This is a genomic window from Nocardia sp. NPDC057663 (assembly GCF_042799895.1).
GTDB lineage: Bacteria > Actinomycetota > Actinomycetes > Mycobacteriales > Mycobacteriaceae > Nocardia.
In genome coordinates this window covers 18,622-34,012 of record NZ_JBHVHX010000016.1, presented here as the reverse complement: position 1 = coordinate 34,012, position 15,391 = coordinate 18,622, and the positions used below count along the sequence as shown (strand labels likewise).

The 15,391-nt window shown below is 68.5% G+C and carries 16 protein-coding genes; 11 read left to right on the top strand and 5 right to left on the bottom strand.

All coding sequences use genetic code 11. The annotated features are described in order from the left end of the window. Nucleotides 1–38: 38 nt before the first annotated feature. Nucleotides 39–1,175: a cytochrome P450 gene (locus tag ACFVAV_RS26470; protein ID WP_379038040.1), complete on the bottom strand. Its 1,137-nt coding sequence runs from the start codon at nucleotides 1,173–1,175 to the stop codon at nucleotides 39–41. Nucleotides 1,176–1,362: 187 nt separating this feature from the next. Here ACFVAV_RS26470 and ACFVAV_RS26465 point away from each other — a divergent pair, with 187 nt between their 5' ends. The 6 genes from ACFVAV_RS26465 to ACFVAV_RS26440 all read left to right on the top strand — a co-directional run bounded on the left by ACFVAV_RS26465 (nucleotide 1,363) and on the right by ACFVAV_RS26440 (nucleotide 7,016). After that, nucleotides 1,363–2,406 (top strand): 3-oxoacyl-ACP synthase III family protein, encoded by a 1,044-nt coding sequence (locus tag ACFVAV_RS26465; RefSeq protein WP_379038038.1) that lies wholly within the window; start codon nucleotides 1,363–1,365, stop codon nucleotides 2,404–2,406. 30 nt (nucleotides 2,407–2,436) lie between these two features. Then, on the top strand, nucleotides 2,437–3,279 hold the full coding sequence (locus ACFVAV_RS26460) for a hypothetical protein (RefSeq protein ID WP_379038037.1): 843 nt from the start codon (nucleotides 2,437–2,439) through the stop codon (nucleotides 3,277–3,279). A gap of 50 nt (nucleotides 3,280–3,329) precedes the next feature. Next, the gene (locus ACFVAV_RS26455) at nucleotides 3,330–3,653 is read left to right on the top strand and encodes a hypothetical protein (RefSeq protein ID WP_379038035.1); all 324 of its coding nucleotides are present in this window, start codon (nucleotides 3,330–3,332) and stop codon (nucleotides 3,651–3,653) included. Nucleotides 3,654–3,727: 74 nt separating this feature from the next. Beyond that, a complete protein-coding gene (locus tag ACFVAV_RS26450) occupies nucleotides 3,728–4,747 on the top strand; it encodes an NAD-dependent epimerase/dehydratase family protein (RefSeq protein ID WP_379038033.1) in 1,020 nt (339 codons plus the stop codon). After that, on the top strand, nucleotides 4,744–5,502 hold the full coding sequence (locus tag ACFVAV_RS26445) for a glycosyltransferase (RefSeq protein ID WP_379038030.1): 759 nt from the start codon (nucleotides 4,744–4,746) through the stop codon (nucleotides 5,500–5,502). The genes ACFVAV_RS26450 and ACFVAV_RS26445 overlap by 4 nt, the downstream gene beginning before the upstream one ends. Then, nucleotides 5,499–7,016 carry a class I adenylate-forming enzyme family protein gene (locus tag ACFVAV_RS26440; protein WP_379038028.1) on the top strand — a complete coding sequence of 506 codons (1,518 nt, stop codon included), beginning with the start codon at nucleotides 5,499–5,501 and terminating at the stop codon, nucleotides 7,014–7,016. The genes ACFVAV_RS26445 and ACFVAV_RS26440 overlap by 4 nt, the downstream gene beginning before the upstream one ends. 136 nt (nucleotides 7,017–7,152) lie before the next feature. On the opposite strand, the gene ACFVAV_RS26435 is transcribed toward ACFVAV_RS26440, so the two are convergent. After that, nucleotides 7,153–8,442 (bottom strand): hypothetical protein, encoded by a 1,290-nt coding sequence (locus tag ACFVAV_RS26435; RefSeq protein ID WP_379038027.1) that lies wholly within the window; start codon nucleotides 8,440–8,442, stop codon nucleotides 7,153–7,155. A gap of 203 nt (nucleotides 8,443–8,645) precedes the next feature. Between ACFVAV_RS26435 and ACFVAV_RS26430 the strand changes: the two genes are divergently transcribed. The 4 genes from ACFVAV_RS26430 to ACFVAV_RS26415 all read left to right on the top strand — a co-directional run bounded on the left by ACFVAV_RS26430 (nucleotide 8,646) and on the right by ACFVAV_RS26415 (nucleotide 10,751). After that, on the top strand, nucleotides 8,646–8,924 hold the full coding sequence (locus ACFVAV_RS26430) for a hypothetical protein (protein ID WP_189026660.1): 279 nt from the start codon (nucleotides 8,646–8,648) through the stop codon (nucleotides 8,922–8,924). Beyond that, nucleotides 8,921–9,244, top strand: coding sequence for a hypothetical protein (locus ACFVAV_RS26425; protein WP_379038026.1), 324 nt, complete (start codon nucleotides 8,921–8,923; stop codon nucleotides 9,242–9,244). The genes ACFVAV_RS26430 and ACFVAV_RS26425 overlap by 4 nt, the downstream gene beginning before the upstream one ends. 56 nt (nucleotides 9,245–9,300) lie before the next feature. Continuing rightward, complete coding sequence (locus ACFVAV_RS26420; protein ID WP_379038025.1) at nucleotides 9,301–9,978, top strand: pentapeptide repeat-containing protein; 678 nt, start codon at nucleotides 9,301–9,303, stop codon at nucleotides 9,976–9,978. A gap of 83 nt (nucleotides 9,979–10,061) precedes the next feature. Continuing rightward, complete coding sequence (locus tag ACFVAV_RS26415; RefSeq protein ID WP_379038024.1) at nucleotides 10,062–10,751, top strand: peptidase inhibitor family I36 protein; 690 nt, start codon at nucleotides 10,062–10,064, stop codon at nucleotides 10,749–10,751. 48 nt (nucleotides 10,752–10,799) lie between these two features. Here the strand turns inward: ACFVAV_RS26415 and ACFVAV_RS26410 are convergent, their stop codons facing one another. The 3 genes from ACFVAV_RS26410 to ACFVAV_RS26400 are packed head-to-tail and all read right to left on the bottom strand — an operon-like array spanning nucleotide 10,800 to nucleotide 12,436. After that, nucleotides 10,800–11,225, bottom strand: coding sequence for a type II toxin-antitoxin system VapC family toxin (locus ACFVAV_RS26410; RefSeq protein WP_379038023.1), 426 nt, complete (start codon nucleotides 11,223–11,225; stop codon nucleotides 10,800–10,802). Continuing rightward, nucleotides 11,222–11,488 carry a hypothetical protein gene (locus ACFVAV_RS26405; RefSeq protein WP_379038021.1) on the bottom strand — a complete coding sequence of 89 codons (267 nt, stop codon included), beginning with the start codon at nucleotides 11,486–11,488 and terminating at the stop codon, nucleotides 11,222–11,224. The genes ACFVAV_RS26410 and ACFVAV_RS26405 overlap by 4 nt, the downstream gene beginning before the upstream one ends. Before the next feature lie 27 nt (nucleotides 11,489–11,515). Next, the gene (locus ACFVAV_RS26400) at nucleotides 11,516–12,436 is read right to left on the bottom strand and encodes a hypothetical protein (RefSeq protein WP_379038019.1); all 921 of its coding nucleotides are present in this window, start codon (nucleotides 12,434–12,436) and stop codon (nucleotides 11,516–11,518) included. Between the two features lie 224 nt (nucleotides 12,437–12,660). Between ACFVAV_RS26400 and ACFVAV_RS26395 the strand changes: the two genes are divergently transcribed. Continuing rightward, on the top strand, nucleotides 12,661–15,391 hold a 2,731-nt coding region (locus tag ACFVAV_RS26395; RefSeq protein WP_379038018.1), incomplete at its 3' end, for a tetratricopeptide repeat protein.

Below are 15,391 nucleotides of genomic sequence, written 5' to 3'. Positions count from 1 at the left end.
GACTGGACAACCTCGCTATGACCTGGCCAGGGTGGTACTCAGTCCGCGAGGCGGATGCGCAGGGTCTCGTAGGTGGGGATGAAGACTTTGCGGCGGTAGCGGCGCTCGACGATCTGCCACGGTCTGCCCGCCGCGGTGAGGGCCGTGAGCAGTGCGATCAGTTCGGAGTGGACGAGCTGCGCGCCCAGGCACAGATGACGGCCACCGCCGAACCAGAGCTGACGGGTCTCGGGCACGTAGTCGCGGTGCACGCTGAACTCGCCGACCGCGTTGTTGATCGTCCAGGTGAGGATCTTGACGTGCTCGCCCGCGCGCAGCTCGCGTCCGGCGATGTTCACGTCGGCGGTGACCGAGCGCCCGACCAGATAGGCCGGACTGGTCACCCGCAGGGTCTCGCGGATCGCGTCGGGCAGCCGCTCGGGCGCGGCGAGCAGCGCCCGATGCTGACCGGTGTCGTGCATGATCGCGACCATCCTGGTCATGGCGCTGGCCAGGGTGTCGGTGCCGGCCACGGCCATGAGAATCGCCAGCCCCGCCGCGTGTTCGACATCCAGACCCAGCTCCCGGCAGCGCCCGAGGGTGGTGTCGGGATCCGCGCGTTCGTAGGCGGTAGGGACATTGACAGCCAGCTGCCCGGCCAGTTCCTTCGCGCGGGCCACCGCGACCGGGTCGAGAGTGGTCGAGGCCATGGTGCCGAACCCGAGGTTGACCAGCTCCTCGACGTGGTGGAACAGCCGCAGGAACAGGGCGTCCAGATCGTCGGTGTGGTCGCCGCCGATGGCCGCGGCGATATCCTCGGGGCGCATGCCGACCAGGTCGGACACGCTGCGCCCGACCAGGATCTGGGCGCGTGCGGCGATGTCGACGGTCTCGCCCGCGGCGAGCCGATCCCGCAGATCCCGCAGGTCAGGGCCGATTACGCGCTCGACGAGGGCATCGGTGTGGGAGAGGGTGAACAGGTCACGCACCGTGGCGCGCAGCTCCGTGTGCCCCGGCCCTTCGAACAGATCCTCGACCCAGTCACCGATGACCTGGGCCCACCAGTGCCCGGCCGCACCCTCGGAGACGATGCTGAAATGCGTACTGTCGTTGTAGATCTGGCGCGCGACCAGCGGATCGGCAACGAACCAACCGAGTTTGGGGACCTTGCGAATCGGCCGCGCGATCCTGCCCAACAGCAGAACGCCAGGCAACCAGGGCTGACCTGCGGCTAGTAGGGTGAGTTCATGGCGTCGGGCAGCACTCCACACCCCGGCACAATCTAGTTGACCGTGACCGAATAGTGAAGGTCTGTGACTAGGATCGGCGGGATGCGCTGATGGAGGACTGTGCATCACGCGATATTCGGAAGTGAACAAGTACATGGTGAGATCCACAATCGAAGCCGTCGGCGCGTATCTGCCGGCCCGCGAGGTAACCACAGCGGAGTTGATGAGCCGATTGGCCGTCGACGCGCCGCTGGACCTGGAGAAAGTCAGCGGGGTCGTGGCGCGGCGAGTCCGCGGCGTCGACCAGGACGGCAGGCCGGAGGACTCGTTCACCATCGCCCTGGCCGCCGCCCGCAGCGCGCTGGCGAATTCCCGGTACGACGCCGCCGATCTGGACGTGATCATCTCCTGCTCGATCACCCGCACCCGCGGCGAGAACTTCTGCTTCGAACCCTCGTTCGCCCTGCTGCTGCGCAACACACTCGGGGCGACGCGGGCCATCCACTTCGACGTGTCCAATGCGTGCGCGGGGATGCTGACCGGGGTTCTGCTGCTGGACAGGATGATTCGATCCGGCGCGGTCCGGCGGGGCATGGTGGTCTCCGGCGAGTGCATCACGCCGATCTCCGACACCGCGGTGCGTGAGATCTCGCAGAAATACGATCCGCAGTTCGCCTCGCTCACCGTCGGTGACGCGGGCGCGGCCGTGATCCTCGACGGCACCGACGGACCCGGCCTGGACTACGTGGAGCTCAACACCAGTGCGGCGTTCGCGAAGCTGTGCCTCGGCATGCCGAGCGATCAGGGCCCCGGTGTCGCGCTCTACACCGACAACCGCGCGATGCACAACGAGTCCAGGTACCTGCTGTGGACCTCTCGGCAGCGCGAATTCCTCACCGCCCGAGGCTCGGGCTTCGCCGACGAGGGCTACGACTACCTGATCCATCACCAATTCAGCGGTCCCGCGGTGGAATTGATCGACAAGATCGCCGAGCGCGAGTTCGACTCGGTGATGCCACCCAAGCTGGCCGTGCTGGACCGATACGGAAACACCGCGTCGACATCGCATTTCGTGGTGCTGCACGACGCGTTGCGGCAGGGTCTGCTCGCGCCGGGGTCCAAGGTGCTGCTCGTGCCCGCCGCCTCCGGGGTGGTCGCCGGGTTCCTGTCGGTGACAATCGGCGATCTGCGGGTATAGGACAGTATGGGAATCATCATTTCTTCGGCCGTGACACAGACCGGCGGAGTCAGTTCGGTGGGCCAGGCGGCCGCCGCCGCGCGGGCCGCGCTGACCGGTGCGGGCTGTACGCCGGAACAGATCGACGCGCTGATCAATGTCGGGGTGTACCGCGACGCGAACCTCGTCGAACCGGCGGTGGCGGCGCTGATCCAGCAGGCCGCGGGCATCGGCCTGGAGTACCGGCCCGGTGACGTGCCGTGCCTGTCGTTCGACCTGATGAACGGGGCGTGCGGCGTGGTCAATGCCATCGGTGTCGCCGCGTCACTGCTGGCCGACCTGCCCACCGGACACGTGGTCGTCGTCTCCGGCGACGCGCACCCGTCGATGCAGGCCGACGCCGACTTCGCGTTCGAACCGGTGGGTGCGGCCTTGGTGCTCGAGAATTCCGCCGCTGCCGTCGGTTTCGGTGGTGTGCATGTGAGCGCCGGGGACGCGCTGCCCGACCCGCAGGGGTATGTGACCCTGTCGACGATGGGCGCGACGGGCCGTTCGGCATTGACGGTGGAACTCAGCACCGACACCGCCGAACTCGTCGAGCACGCGGTCGCCGCGGCACGGGAAGCGCTGGCGGCCGACGATATCGACGCGGGCCAGGTCGTGCTCGTGTGCGGCAAGCCGGCACCCGGCTTCGCCGCCGCACTGGCCGCCGAACTCGGTGTCGGCGCCGTGGTGACCGACGACTTCGCCGGCGACGCGCACACGTCCGCTCTGACGGCCGCCTATGTGGCGGCGCGCGATGCCGGGCTGGCCGAACGGCCGCTGCTGTTCGTCGCGGCCGACGGCGGACCCACCGCCGCGGCCGTGACCTACCGCGGGCCGGGGGTGCAGTGATGACAACACATGCCGCTTCGACAGCGGACGGAAACACGGAGAGGTGGACGGTGGCGGCACCGCAACACGATCAGGCACGGCATCGCGCGGCTACGGCGGGCGCCCCGAGCAGACGGACCGTACTCGCGCTGCGGACGATCCCGGTGCTGGGCTGGGCCTTCGTGATACTCGGACTCGTGCGGCCGTTCCGGTCGCGCCTGCTGAAGGTCGCGTTCTGGATCGACCTGGCGCTCAGCGTCGGAGCGCATCTCGCGCAGATTCCCGCCGCGCGCCGCGTGGCCGCCGAGCGGGGAATCGGGCCGGGGCGGGCAGCCGCGATGACGATGCTGTTCGGTGCGACGTGGTGGAAGACGCTGGGCGAGGCCGATCGGTGAGCCCGGCGTGGCGGCGACGGATCGAACCGGTGTGCCCAGCTGTCCGCGCCGCGTCCGCGTCTTAAGGTGACGCGATGACTGTGCTGGTGACGGGAGCGAGCGGCTTCGTCGGCGGGGCGATCGTGCGCGGCCTGCTGGCGCGCGGAGTGCCGGTCAGGGCGATGGTGCGCGACCCCGCGTCCGCCCCGGCCGGTGCCGAGGTGGCGGTGGCCGATCTCGCGGACGCCGCGGCCATGGCCCGCGCCGTGTCCGGGGTGCGGGCCGTGGTGCACGCCGCGGCGCTGCTCGGGGAATTCGGGCGACCCGCGGAGTTCTTCGCGGTGAATGTGGCCGGGACAGATCGGCTGATGCAGGAGGCCGCGGCGGCAGGCGTGGCGCGGTTCGTGTTCATCGGCAGTCCGAGTGCGCTGATGGCGCCCGACGGCGGTGACCAGCTCGGCATCGACGAGACGGTGCCGTACCCCGCCCGGTTCCTGAACAGCTATTGCGAGACCAAGGCGGTGGCCGAGCAGCTGGTGCTGGCGGCCGATACGCCGGAGTTCACGACGTGCTCGCTGCGACCGCGCGCGGTGTGGGGACCCGGCGACCGGCGCGGGCCGATCGTGCAGATCCTGGCGAAGTTGCGGGCCGGCCGGTTGCCCGACCTGTCCGGCGGCCGGGATGTGCGGGCGTCGCTGTGCTACATCGACCATCTCGTGCAGGCGGTGGTCCTGGCGCTCGAGGCCGAGAAGGTCGGTGGGCGAGCGTATTTCGTCGCCGATGCCGAACCGGTGTCGGTGTGGCCGACCATGGCGGCGGTGGCGCAGCGGTTCGGGTTGGCCGCGCCGAGCATCACCGTGCCCGCGCCGGTGCTGGATGGCGCGCTGGCGGCAATCGAGACGGTGTGGCGGATTCCGGCGGTCGCGCAGCGCTGGACACCCCCGCTGTCGCGGTACGCGGTCGCGCTCGTCACGCGGTCGGCGACCTACGACATCTCCCGTGCCGAACGGGAACTCGGGTACCGGCCGACGGTGCCGTTCGCCGACGGTCTCGATCGCTTCCACGAGTGGGTCGATGGGATCGGTGGTCTCGACCGGCTGGTGGCCGACCTGTGAACAGCGGTGCGCTCTGGGTGGTGATTCCCGCGTTCGACGAAGAGCGCGGGATCGGCTCGACCCTGACCGCCATTGCCGCGCAACGGGATACCGGCTTCACCGTGGTCGTGGTGGACAACAACTCCAGCGACGGCACCGTCGAGATCGTGCGCGCGTTCGCCGCGGCGCATCCGGTCCCGGCGATCGAGGTGATCACCGAGCCGCAGAAGGGCACCGGCGCCGCCGCCGACACCGGGATGCGGTACGCGATCGCGCAGGGGGCGACCTTCCTGGCCCGCACCGACGCCGACTGCCTGCCCGCGCCCGACTGGACGCAGCGGATCAAGGCCGGGTTCGATTCCGGGCTGCGACTGGTCAGCGGGCAGCTGATTCCCCGGACGGACGAAGGGGTTTCGTGGCGCGATCGCACCATCATCCGGGTCGCGCTGGAGGTGGCGTCGGCCTTCGGGAAGGTGCGCTCGGGCAATCGCGATCCGAAATATCTCGGCCCCTATGTGATGACGCCCGGGTGCAATATGGCGATCACCGCCGAGTTGTACCTTGCCGCAGGCGGATTCCCGCGCACCGCGATCGAGGATCTGCACGAGGACCGCGCGCTGGTCAACGCGGTACGCACGCTCACCACCGACTACGGCTTGCGCCGTGATGTCCGGGTGTTCGGCTCGAACCGGCGGGTGCGGGCGTGGGGCATCCGCAAGACGCTGGCCTGGTACGCCGACCACCGCTACCGGCCCGAGGTCGTCGATATCCGATGACGACGGACTTTCTCGAACGCCTCGCCATGCAGGCCGACCGTATTCCCGACGCGTCCGCGCTCGGCACGGTCGGCGAACGTGCGCTGACCTATCGCGAGCTCGTCGACACCGTCGGCAGAGTCGCCTATAACCTCGGGGCGGCCGGGTTCCGGCCCGGTGATCGGATGCTGTTCTCGATCCGGCCGAGCGTGTCCTCGGTGACGCTGGTCTTCGGGGTGATCGCGGCGGGCGGGACCATCGTCTTCGTCGACCCCGGCGTCGGGCCCGAATTGTTCGCCCAGCGCGTGAAACTGGTCGAACCCACCTGGGCGGCGACCGAATCGCTGCTGTATGCGGTGAGCGGCCCGCTGGCCGGTTTCGGGCGTCGGCGCGGACTGAGTCTCCCCCGGTTCGGCGCACTCGACGTGCGGCACATCCACAGCGGTCCCTGGCTGCCAGGGACGCCGTCAGGTTCGATTCCGTTGCGCCGCTTCACCGGTGCGGCGGCAGGCACGGCGACCGTGCCCGCCGATCCCGAGGCGGCCGCGCTGATCGTGTTCACCTCGGGCACCACCGACGAGCCGAAAGCCGTTGTGCACAGCCGTGCTTCGCTCGGCGCGGGGCTGGCCGCGATGAGCGGGCGGACCAGTCTGGCGCCCGGTGCGTTCCTGCACACCGAACAACTCATGATGGGGTTGCCCGCGCTCATGGCGGGCGCGCGCTGGGCGATGCCGCCGTATCCGCGGTTCGGCACCCACATCGACCCCGTCCGGTTCACCCAGGCCCTGCACAGCGCCACCCACGCGTTCTACACGCCCGCCGACCTGGCCGTCGCGCTCGACGCGCTCGAGTCCGGCGCGATCTCCCCGCCGCCGTACCTGCGCCAGGTCGCGCTCGGCGGCGCCCCCGTCACCCCCGCCTTGCTGCGACGGGCACGAAAGTCGTTGCCCAGTACCGAATTTCTCGCGATCTACGGGATGACGGAGATCCTGCCTGTCGCCGTCACCAACGATGTCGCCAAACTCGCGCACTCCGGCGATCTGCTCGGCGCCCCCGTACCAGGGGTGGTGGCCCGGATCGCCGACGACGGCGAACTCGTGCTGGCCGGACCGAATCTGTGCCGCGGCTACCTCGGCGCCGACCCGCTCCCGGAGGTCCGCACCGGCGATCTGGCGCGCTGGGACGGTGACCAGCTCGTGCTCACCGGACGCAAGAAGGACATGATGATCCGCGGGAAGACCAACATCTACCCGGGACTCTACGAGCCGGTGATCACGGCGATCGACGGCGTCCGCGAGGCGATCATGATCGGCATCCCCGACGAGATCGGCGACGAACGCATCGTCCTCGCCGTCGTCACCGACCCGGACGCAGGCGACGTCGCCGCCCTGCTGCGCGCACGATTGCCGCAGATCATCGACACCACCGCGGTCCCCGACGACATCGTGATCGTCGACCGGATCCCCACCAGCGGCCGCACGAACAAACCCGACCGCGCCGCCCTCCGCGAGGTGCTGCGCGAACGGCTCACCTAGGGCCTGTTTCGACTGCGCTGAGCATGCACTGATCGCTGTGACGGTCCCGATTTCAACCGATCGACGGGATAGTGAACGTTCAGCGCGGTGGTTGCCCGGCTCGCGGGGACGACGAGCGGGGAGGCAGGTTCTCGGATCAGCGGGTCAGGGGCGCGAGGGTGTTGTCGGCGAGGGATTCGATGGTAGGGCGCGGGAGCATGGTGTCGACGTAGCAGAAGGTGATCGACAGGGTGGTGTCGAAGGTGGCTACGGCGACGGTGAGGGCGCTGGCGCAGGAGTTGGTGCCTGCGACGGTGAGGGCTGTGATGGGCAGGGGGCCGGGGGTTTCGGGTGGGGTGAGGCGGCCAAGGTTGCTCAGGGTGACGTTCCAGGGGGCTCGGCGGTCTACGAGTTCTACGGCGCGCCTGCCTGATTCGAGGGAGCGGGGGCAGCCGTAGCGGATGGCGGCCAGGCCAGTCAGGTCGGCATGGTGGGTGAGACGTTGGGTCAGTTGGGTTTTCGCTGCGCGGGCTGCGTCCCACAGCGAGCGGTTCGGGCCGAAGGGGACGAAGGTCGGGAGGACGGCGGTGAACATGCCGGGTTCGTCGTCGGCGGGTGGTGGTTGTAGCCGGGACCGCAGGTCGACCGGGATGCCGATTCCGGCCACGCCGGATCCGCCAGGGCGGTTCAGTTCGCCCAGCGCCTGGGCGAGGGCGGCGGCGAGCGCGGCATTGACGGTGACGCCCGCCTGATGACAGCGGGCACGGAGCTCGGCGAGCTGGTCGCCTTCGATGGTGCGGTGCACGGTGCGGGTGCGGCGCACGGGGAGCGGGGGTAAGTCGCCGGGGAGGCCGACGGGGCGCCGGATTGTCGCAGTGAGCTGACCGGCGAGGTTGGTGCGCAGGCAGCGGAGCAGACGGGTGTGCGCGGGTGGGATCAGGTCGTCGGCGGCCTGGATCGGGGGCCGGGTGGCGGCGAGGCCGGGTGCGCCGAAGGCGACGGCGAGGATACGTGACGCGAGCGAGGCCATCGAGCGGCCGTCGATCAGCACGTGTGAGAAGACCAGGATCAGGTCGTGCAGTTCGTCGGAAGTGCCTGGGCGCCAAGCCAGATCGACGAGGCGGCCCGGGGCGGTCGACAGGTCGATCTGTGCGGTGAGCTGGTCGTCGAAGACGGTGCGCCACTCGTCGGGGTCGGCGACGATGCGGTGCAGGACCGGTAGGTGCGGGTCGTTCGAGGGGACGAAGCGCGGACCGTCGACGACGATCGCGCGCAGTAGCGGATATTCGGCGACGACGGCGGCCGCCGCCTCCTCCAGGCGATACGCGCCGATCGGGCCACGCACCCGCAACCGGACCACGCAGTTGGCCGGGGAGAGTTGGTCGACCAGCCAGAACCAGCGTTCCGACGGCGACAGCGGGCGGTCGATCTCGCCTGCGCGCACCACCGTGCCCTCCCCTTCCTCCGCACCGCGTCCAGACCCGCGGAGGACAACGAACCGACCGCGCGCATTCGAGGGTACGGCCGGGTTGTCCGCTCGGTGCACACCTCGCTGGTTCACGGTGCGCCACCGGGCCAGGACCGCCGCGTCGGCGCGAAGCCGGTACTCAGCGCTTTCACACACACTTACTACGTGCGTATTATGGACATATGGGTTTCGAGTGGCCTGATTGGGCGATCGCTCACCTGATCGGCGTCGAACCCAGCGAGGTTCGGCAGGTCCTCGCAGCGTCACGACGGTGGCCACGCCCGGCCTTCGACGGCCAGGTGACCGTTCTGACGGTGTGGGGGCGCACCACGGCCGGGCGCCCGTTGATCGTGGTCACACGGCAGCGCGACGACTGGACGTGGGTGATCATCGGCGCACGAGCGATGCGTGCCGAGGAACTGGCGCAATTCGAGCAGTGGGAAAGTGGGAACCGGTCATGAGCGATCAGGACTATCCATCGAGCAAAGAAGAACTCGCCGACTACATGGACCGGCTGAGTTTCTCCGATGCGCCCGCCGATGCTCCGCCCCGTCTGCCCGCCAACGAGGACATCATGGTGACCACCTCCATCCGGTTGCCGCTGGGGCTGCATTCCCGGTTGAAGGATCTCGCCGACGAACGGCGCGTAGGGGTATCCACCCTGCTCAGGGAATGGGCCGAAGCCGCGGTCGCCGAGATCGACGACGAAGATCAGATGATCTCGCTCGCCGAGGCGAAGCGGGCCCTGTCCCGGGTCCACCCCATTCATCGGGCCAGCTGAGCACCTTCGCCCCGGGATCGTTCTCGGGCGAGATCCGGGGGGTGTAAACATTCCTCATGATGTTCTGGCGGCGCCGATCGAAAGGCGAGCTGCACACGGTCCCCTGCTGGCCCACCGACCCGGATGCCAGGAAGGCGCTGGCGCACTATCTCGACCGCCTGCCGACCGATCCGGCCGTGCCGCGAACGACCGAAATGCTGTTCAACGGTTGGGGACTCGATCTCGGCGGCAGTGATCTGTCCGGGCTCGACCTCGGCGGGGCCGAACTCGGCGAGGCGCGGCTGACCGGTGTCCGGCTGGTCGACACCGATCTCTACGGCGCCTGGATGTTGTCGACGGATCTGTCCGGGGCCGATCTCACCGGCGCCGATCTCGGCAAGGCCCAAGCGCGCGACTGCACGCTGCGCGAGGCCCGGCTGCACGGCGCGCGGCTGATGAGTGCCGACTTCGCGACCTCCGATTTTCATCGTGCCGACCTCACCGGCGCCGACCTGCGGCGAGCGACGTTCGGCGACACCGATTTCCGGGGCGCGAGCCTGCGCGAAGCCCGGATGGACAATGCCAGTTTCCGCGGCGCCCGGCTGGCGGGTTGCGAGGTGGCCGGTGCGGTCGGCGCGATCGACGGTCCCATCGATGTCGGCGAGCGCAGTCCGCAGTGGCTCGACGGCGCCGCGTTGGCATCGTGGTTCGCCGCGTCGGGAGCGCCGGGCGTGACGGTTCGTTCGTTGCACTGAGGAATCGAAACCACGCCCGAGTGCGGGGAACGTGCAGGTGAAATTCTTTGCGCGGGTGGATAATCCGCGCGCATTCTGACGCGGTGCAAAAGCTGTTCGCGGTGGTGCTCGCGCTGGTAGTCGGATTCGGCGTCGTCGGATGCGAGCACGACGCCGCGGGCAAGGAGGCCACCGACAAGGCGCAAGAAGTCGTGTGCGAGAAGGTGGTGCCGATCGTCGACGCCGTCGTGGTGAAGATGAAGGCGGGGGTGACTGTGACAGCGGCACTGATCGCCGCGGCCACCGGGCTCGTGCTGAGCAAAGCCTGTGCCTATCTGCTCGACCGGATCGGCCAAGCCCCCGACGAAGAGCACGAGGTCACCCTCGACAACGGCAAGGGCTCGCAGAACACCAAGATCAGCGGCAACACCTTCACCAGCGTGACGCAGGACTGGTGCAACAAGACCGGCGGCTGCACCGGCTACGACCGCTGCCCCACCTCCTACGTCTGCCTGTTCACCGGCAGCGAGGGCACCGGCAAGACAGCCACCCTCTTCGCCGCCCGCAACAACAAGGGCGACACCTACACCATCGCGAAATCGGACAAGGGCGACCTCCCCGCCGACTGGCAAGCCGTCGCCCGCTCGATCACCGTCGGCCCGGTCCCGACCACCACGACCGGTCCGACCACCACAACCGGTCCGAGCACCCCGCCGCCGTCCACGTCGCGCAGCACCCCGAATTCGTCGACACCGTCGAGCTCCACGACAACCACCGCCGTTCCGACGTCCTGAAATCCGGTCAGCGACCGCGCCGCGTGGCGAGCATCGCCACGCGGCGCATTACTTCCCAGCCCCGCGTTGGTCCGATAACACCTGCATGACGCGGACCGCGCAGGCGATTCCTGGCGCGTTCGCCAACCGCGAGTCCGTGGTGAGCAGGTCGCAACCGTAGGCTTCCGCCGCTGCGACGTAGGCGGCGTCGTAGGCGGTGAGGTTGTCGCGGAGTTCCCAGATTCTGGGGACGAGGACGCGAGTGACGGGGACCTCGGGATCCAGCCTGCCGAGGGCGATCACCGCGCGGTCGGCCTGGGCCGCGGTGATGGTGCCGGCTCGGGTGAAGCGACGGATCACCGACATGACCTCGACGGTCCAGTGCTGCGGGGCTATCCAGCGGTTGTCGGCTTCCAGCGCGGCGCGGCAGGTGTCACCGAGCGGGTCGGGGTTCAGGAGAGCATGGACGAAGACCGAGGCGTCGACCACGATCACTCACGGACCTCCGACTCATCCAGCGCCGAATCCCGTTCGGCACGTACGGCATCCAGCGCTACCACGACGTCCTGCGCGGTGAACGCTACGTCCAATGCGGCGGGGCTGAACTGTTTGAGCACCGCGATATTGTCCTGGCGCCGGGCTTCATCGCGGACCAGGTCGAACAGGAACGCCTGCAGCGACTGGCCTCGCTGCTGCGCCAGTGCGACCAGCTGATCGCGCAGTGGCTCCGGAACGTCGCGAATCTGCAAGGCAACCATGCATGCAATTCTACATGCATGCGACGGCTACTGGAGGGCGGCAGCGACGACTTTCCCCGCGTGTTCCTTCGTCAGGTAATTGAGGGCGCTGTGGGGTTCGGCGCCGTTGTCGACCACGGTGCGGGTGGGCTGGATGCCGTTGTCTGAGGGCGGGAACAGGGGTGCCAGGTCCAGGGTGGTGGCGATGATGTCGTCGCGGTCGGCGAGGTTGTCCCAGGTCGTGACTGTTGGTGGCACTCGGGGCGGGCTCGGTTCGAGGCGCGGGTAGATGATCGACCGCAGGCCGAGTGGCGAGCCCGCGGTGAGCAGGGCGACGGGCTGGTCGATGCGGTGCAGTGCCTCGTAGGCGACGACGGAACCGAGCGAGTGGGCGATGATCAGGCGGGTTTCGGGGCCGATGTGTTCGAGCACTCGTTGCTGGGCGAACTCGCGGACATCCGGATCGGTGAAGTATCTGGTGACCTGGCCGAGCGCCCGCACGACGAACCGGGCGGCGAGGCTGTATCCCATGGGGGCGAACCAGTTCAGGCGGGTGATGGCGTTGATCGCCGGGCGCAGGGCGGCGCCGGCACCCTGGGCTTGGGCAGTGTCGTCGGTGAGTATCGCGAGCTGGGTGCGGGCCTCGGCGCGATCGGCCGGGTCGGTCGCCCGCTCGGCGGCAGCCCGTAGCCAGGCTTCGGCGAGCTGCTCGGCGATATCGAGTTCGGTGTCGTCGAGTTCCATTGCCGCCGAACTACCCTGGGCGCCTTCCGGAAGGAAGGCATTGCCGTAGAAGGCCATTCGCGTCTCGTGGGCACCCGGGCGGCCCTCGCGCCACAGTTGGTCGGCGATATCAGGGCTGCCTGCCAGCCGGACCGCGCCCGCCATCGCGGGAATCCATGTGCTCTCCAGCAAGTCCGCCGAGTACTGCTCCTGCGCGATACCGTGGACGAGCACAACTACCGACACATCGACTCCCCTGGTTGTGTTGGGTCGTCTCGATTCTGCCCGCGCCGGAGTCGCGGCGCCACCAGTCTCCGCGCCCGGGGTCTGGTGCTCTTTCGACCATCGTGCCGGCACCGTCGAGGGGTGAGCTCCGTGGCACTGAAGTCGGCGGAAGGGTTGCTATCGTCCCAGGTCGCGGGGGCTGGAACCCGCAGCGGGGGTGGAGAGTTGGCGCTAGGTTGGATTGCATGACCGGCAGACTGGCACTGGTGATCGGGTCGCAGTGCGTCGCGCGGAACACCCTCGACGGGGTGGCTGAGCTGGCGACCGAGCTGTACGGGGAACTTCGGAAAGATGATCTCTGGGAGTCGGCGACAGCGGCCGGCGGGCCGGTGCTGAATCCGACGTATACCGAGTTGCGGGCGGCGGTCGAGGAAGCGTTCGCGCGGGCGTCGGAGCGTGAGGCCACGCTGTTCATCAGCTTTCTCGGGCACGGTGTCGACGACGGTGACGACTACTATCTGCTCGCCACCGACTCGCCGGAGCGGCCGAAAGACAATAGGGCCCTTGATTTCTCGACGGTGATCAAGAACGAGCTCAAACAGGCCAGGCTCGACGGGCTCATTGTGCTCGTTGACGCGTGTGATGCCGGGGCGGGGCTGGTCGGCGCGGCCAAAGCGTGGCTGCCCGGGATCCATCGCAATGCCGGGCGACTCGATCTGCTGTGCGCTTCGGCGGACGGGCCTGCGTTCAACGCCTGTTTCACCAGGACGACCATTGCCGCCTTTCGCGAAGGTGTGCGGTTCCGGGGGCAGAATCTCCTCACCGAGGATCTGATCGCGCCGCTGCGAACCAGTTGCCTGCACCAGCAACCGCAGCGGTTGGCCACCACGCAGTTCCGGCCTGGCGCGCCTATCGACAGTGATCCGAGTCTGTGGCTGGTGCCGAACCGGTCACTCGCGTTGAATCCGGATTCCGCCACCGATCGCCCGGCGAGTGCGCTGGTCGATCAACTCATCGCCGGGGTCGAGCTGACCGACGATGTCAGGAATGTCTTGGAAGCCATTACCGAGAATCGTGGGCCGCGGTTGCGGGCCGTGATCGGGCCTGCGGGTGCGGGGAAATCTACGGCACTGGCGTTGCTGGTCCGGCCGACCGCTGTGGTTGTCGAGGCGTTCCCGACGCAAGGGCCGCGATCGATCACCGCTGCCGTGTTTCTCGATGTCACAAGCAGTCTCGAATCGGTGACCTCGGAACTGGTGCAGCAGCTGACCGCGCGCATGCCTGGCTATGCCGATGCTGCGGTCGAATACGACAGGCAGCTCACCGGCGATTCCCGTTCCGAGCTCAGTGTCTTCGAGCGAATGATCATCGGGCCGTTGACCTTGCCGACCAAGGTGCAGGTGGTCGAGATCATTGTCGACGGGCTCGACCAACCCGAACCCGGTAACCGTGCGGCGCTGGTAGCCGCACTGTCCTCGCTCACGACGCTCGAGAAGCTGCGATTCGTGCGACTGATCGTCGGGATCCGGGCGGGCACCGGACTCGAGGAATCCGACGACCTCGCGCATATGACGCGGATCGAGGTGACGCCGCCGACCGGGTACGACCTCGTCGTCGCGACCCGGAACGCACTCCGTGCCACCCGGGACGGGATCGAGGAGTGGGGTGAATCGCTCGCCCGATCCGAATCCGCCGTGCCGGGTGGATGGTTGGTGGCGCGGCTGCTGCGGGAACTCTCCGAGCCGCCCACCGCCGCGGAATCGACCCCGGACACCATCCTCTCGGCCGCTACCGCCCGGCGGATCGCCGACGCCATCGCAGAGGTATCCGACGCCGAGATGATCACGAAACTGCTGGCCGTGCTCGTGGCCGCCGGTGCGGGACCGGTCATACCACTCGATGTCGTCGTCGGGGCGCTCGAACAGCTCGGTGTCGATCTCGACACACCGCGACTACGCACAGCTTTGCCCGCGTTGGGTTCCCTGATCGCGCGGGCCGCGCCCGGAACCGACGCTGAACAAGTCGGGTTGACCCACAGCGCTTTTCTCGAACCGGTACAGACAGAGCTCGAGCGGAACGCTGCCGGCACCATCGCGGCCGCGCACCGTGCCATCGTCGCCACCTTCGCCGATGACGATTCGGAGGCCGCGCCATACGAACGCGCCGCAGGCGTACGCCATTTCATCCTCTGCGACCGATCCAAGGCTGCGCTCGACCTCCTGATGAAGTTGAATTCCCACAACGCGGCGGATAACAGGGACCGGTGGGCAGCAGCACTCGACGACTTCACCCGAGTCCTCGGGCCGGACCACCCCGACACACTTACGACTCGCCACAGCATCGCCTACTGGCGCGGCCATACCGGCGACATCACCGGCGCACTCACCGACTTCCAGCAACTCCTCACCGACCGCACCCGTGTCCTCGAGCTGGATCACCCCGACATACTCCGCACCCGCAGCAACATCGCCTACTGGCGCGGCGAAACCGGCGATACCATCGGCGCACTCGCCGATTTCCAGCAACTTCTCACCGACGAGAGCCGCGTCCTCGGACCCGACCACCCCGACGCACTCCGCACCCGCAGCAACATCGCCTCGTGGCGCGGTTACGCCGGCGACACCGCCGCCGCCCTCACCGACTTCCAACAACTCCTGACCGACCAGAGCCGCGTCCTTGGACCCGACCACCCCGCCACACTCACGGTCCGCAACAACATCGCCTACTGGCGCAGCGAAACCGGCGACACCTCCGGCGCACTCACCGACTTCCAGCAACTCGTCACCGACCAAGCGCGCATCCTCGGACCCGACCACCCCGACACACTCCGCACCCGCAACAACATCGCCTCATGGCGCGGCGACACCGGCGACACCTCCGGCGCACTAGCCGACTCCCAACAGCTCCTCACCGACCGCACCCGCATCCTCGGACCCGACCACCCCGACACACTCCGCACCCGCAACAACATCGCCT

Bases quoted from the DNA above. Each gene is read 5' to 3' on its own strand.
- ACFVAV_RS26425 (WP_379038026.1), top strand. From the start codon at position 8,921: ATGAGCGATCAGGACTATCCATCGAGCAAAGAAGAACTCGCCGACTAC.
- ACFVAV_RS26465 (WP_379038038.1), top strand. From the start codon at position 1,363: ATGGTGAGATCCACAATCGAAGCCGTCGGCGCGTATCTGCCGGCCCGC.
- ACFVAV_RS26405 (WP_379038021.1), bottom strand. From the start codon at position 11,488: ATGGTTGCCTTGCAGATTCGCGACGTTCCGGAGCCACTGCGCGATCAG.
- ACFVAV_RS26430 (WP_189026660.1), top strand. From the start codon at position 8,646: ATGGGTTTCGAGTGGCCTGATTGGGCGATCGCTCACCTGATCGGCGTC.
- ACFVAV_RS26440 (WP_379038028.1), top strand. From the start codon at position 5,499: ATGACGACGGACTTTCTCGAACGCCTCGCCATGCAGGCCGACCGTATT.
- ACFVAV_RS26420 (WP_379038025.1), top strand. From the start codon at position 9,301: ATGATGTTCTGGCGGCGCCGATCGAAAGGCGAGCTGCACACGGTCCCC.
- ACFVAV_RS26450 (WP_379038033.1), top strand. From the start codon at position 3,728: ATGACTGTGCTGGTGACGGGAGCGAGCGGCTTCGTCGGCGGGGCGATC.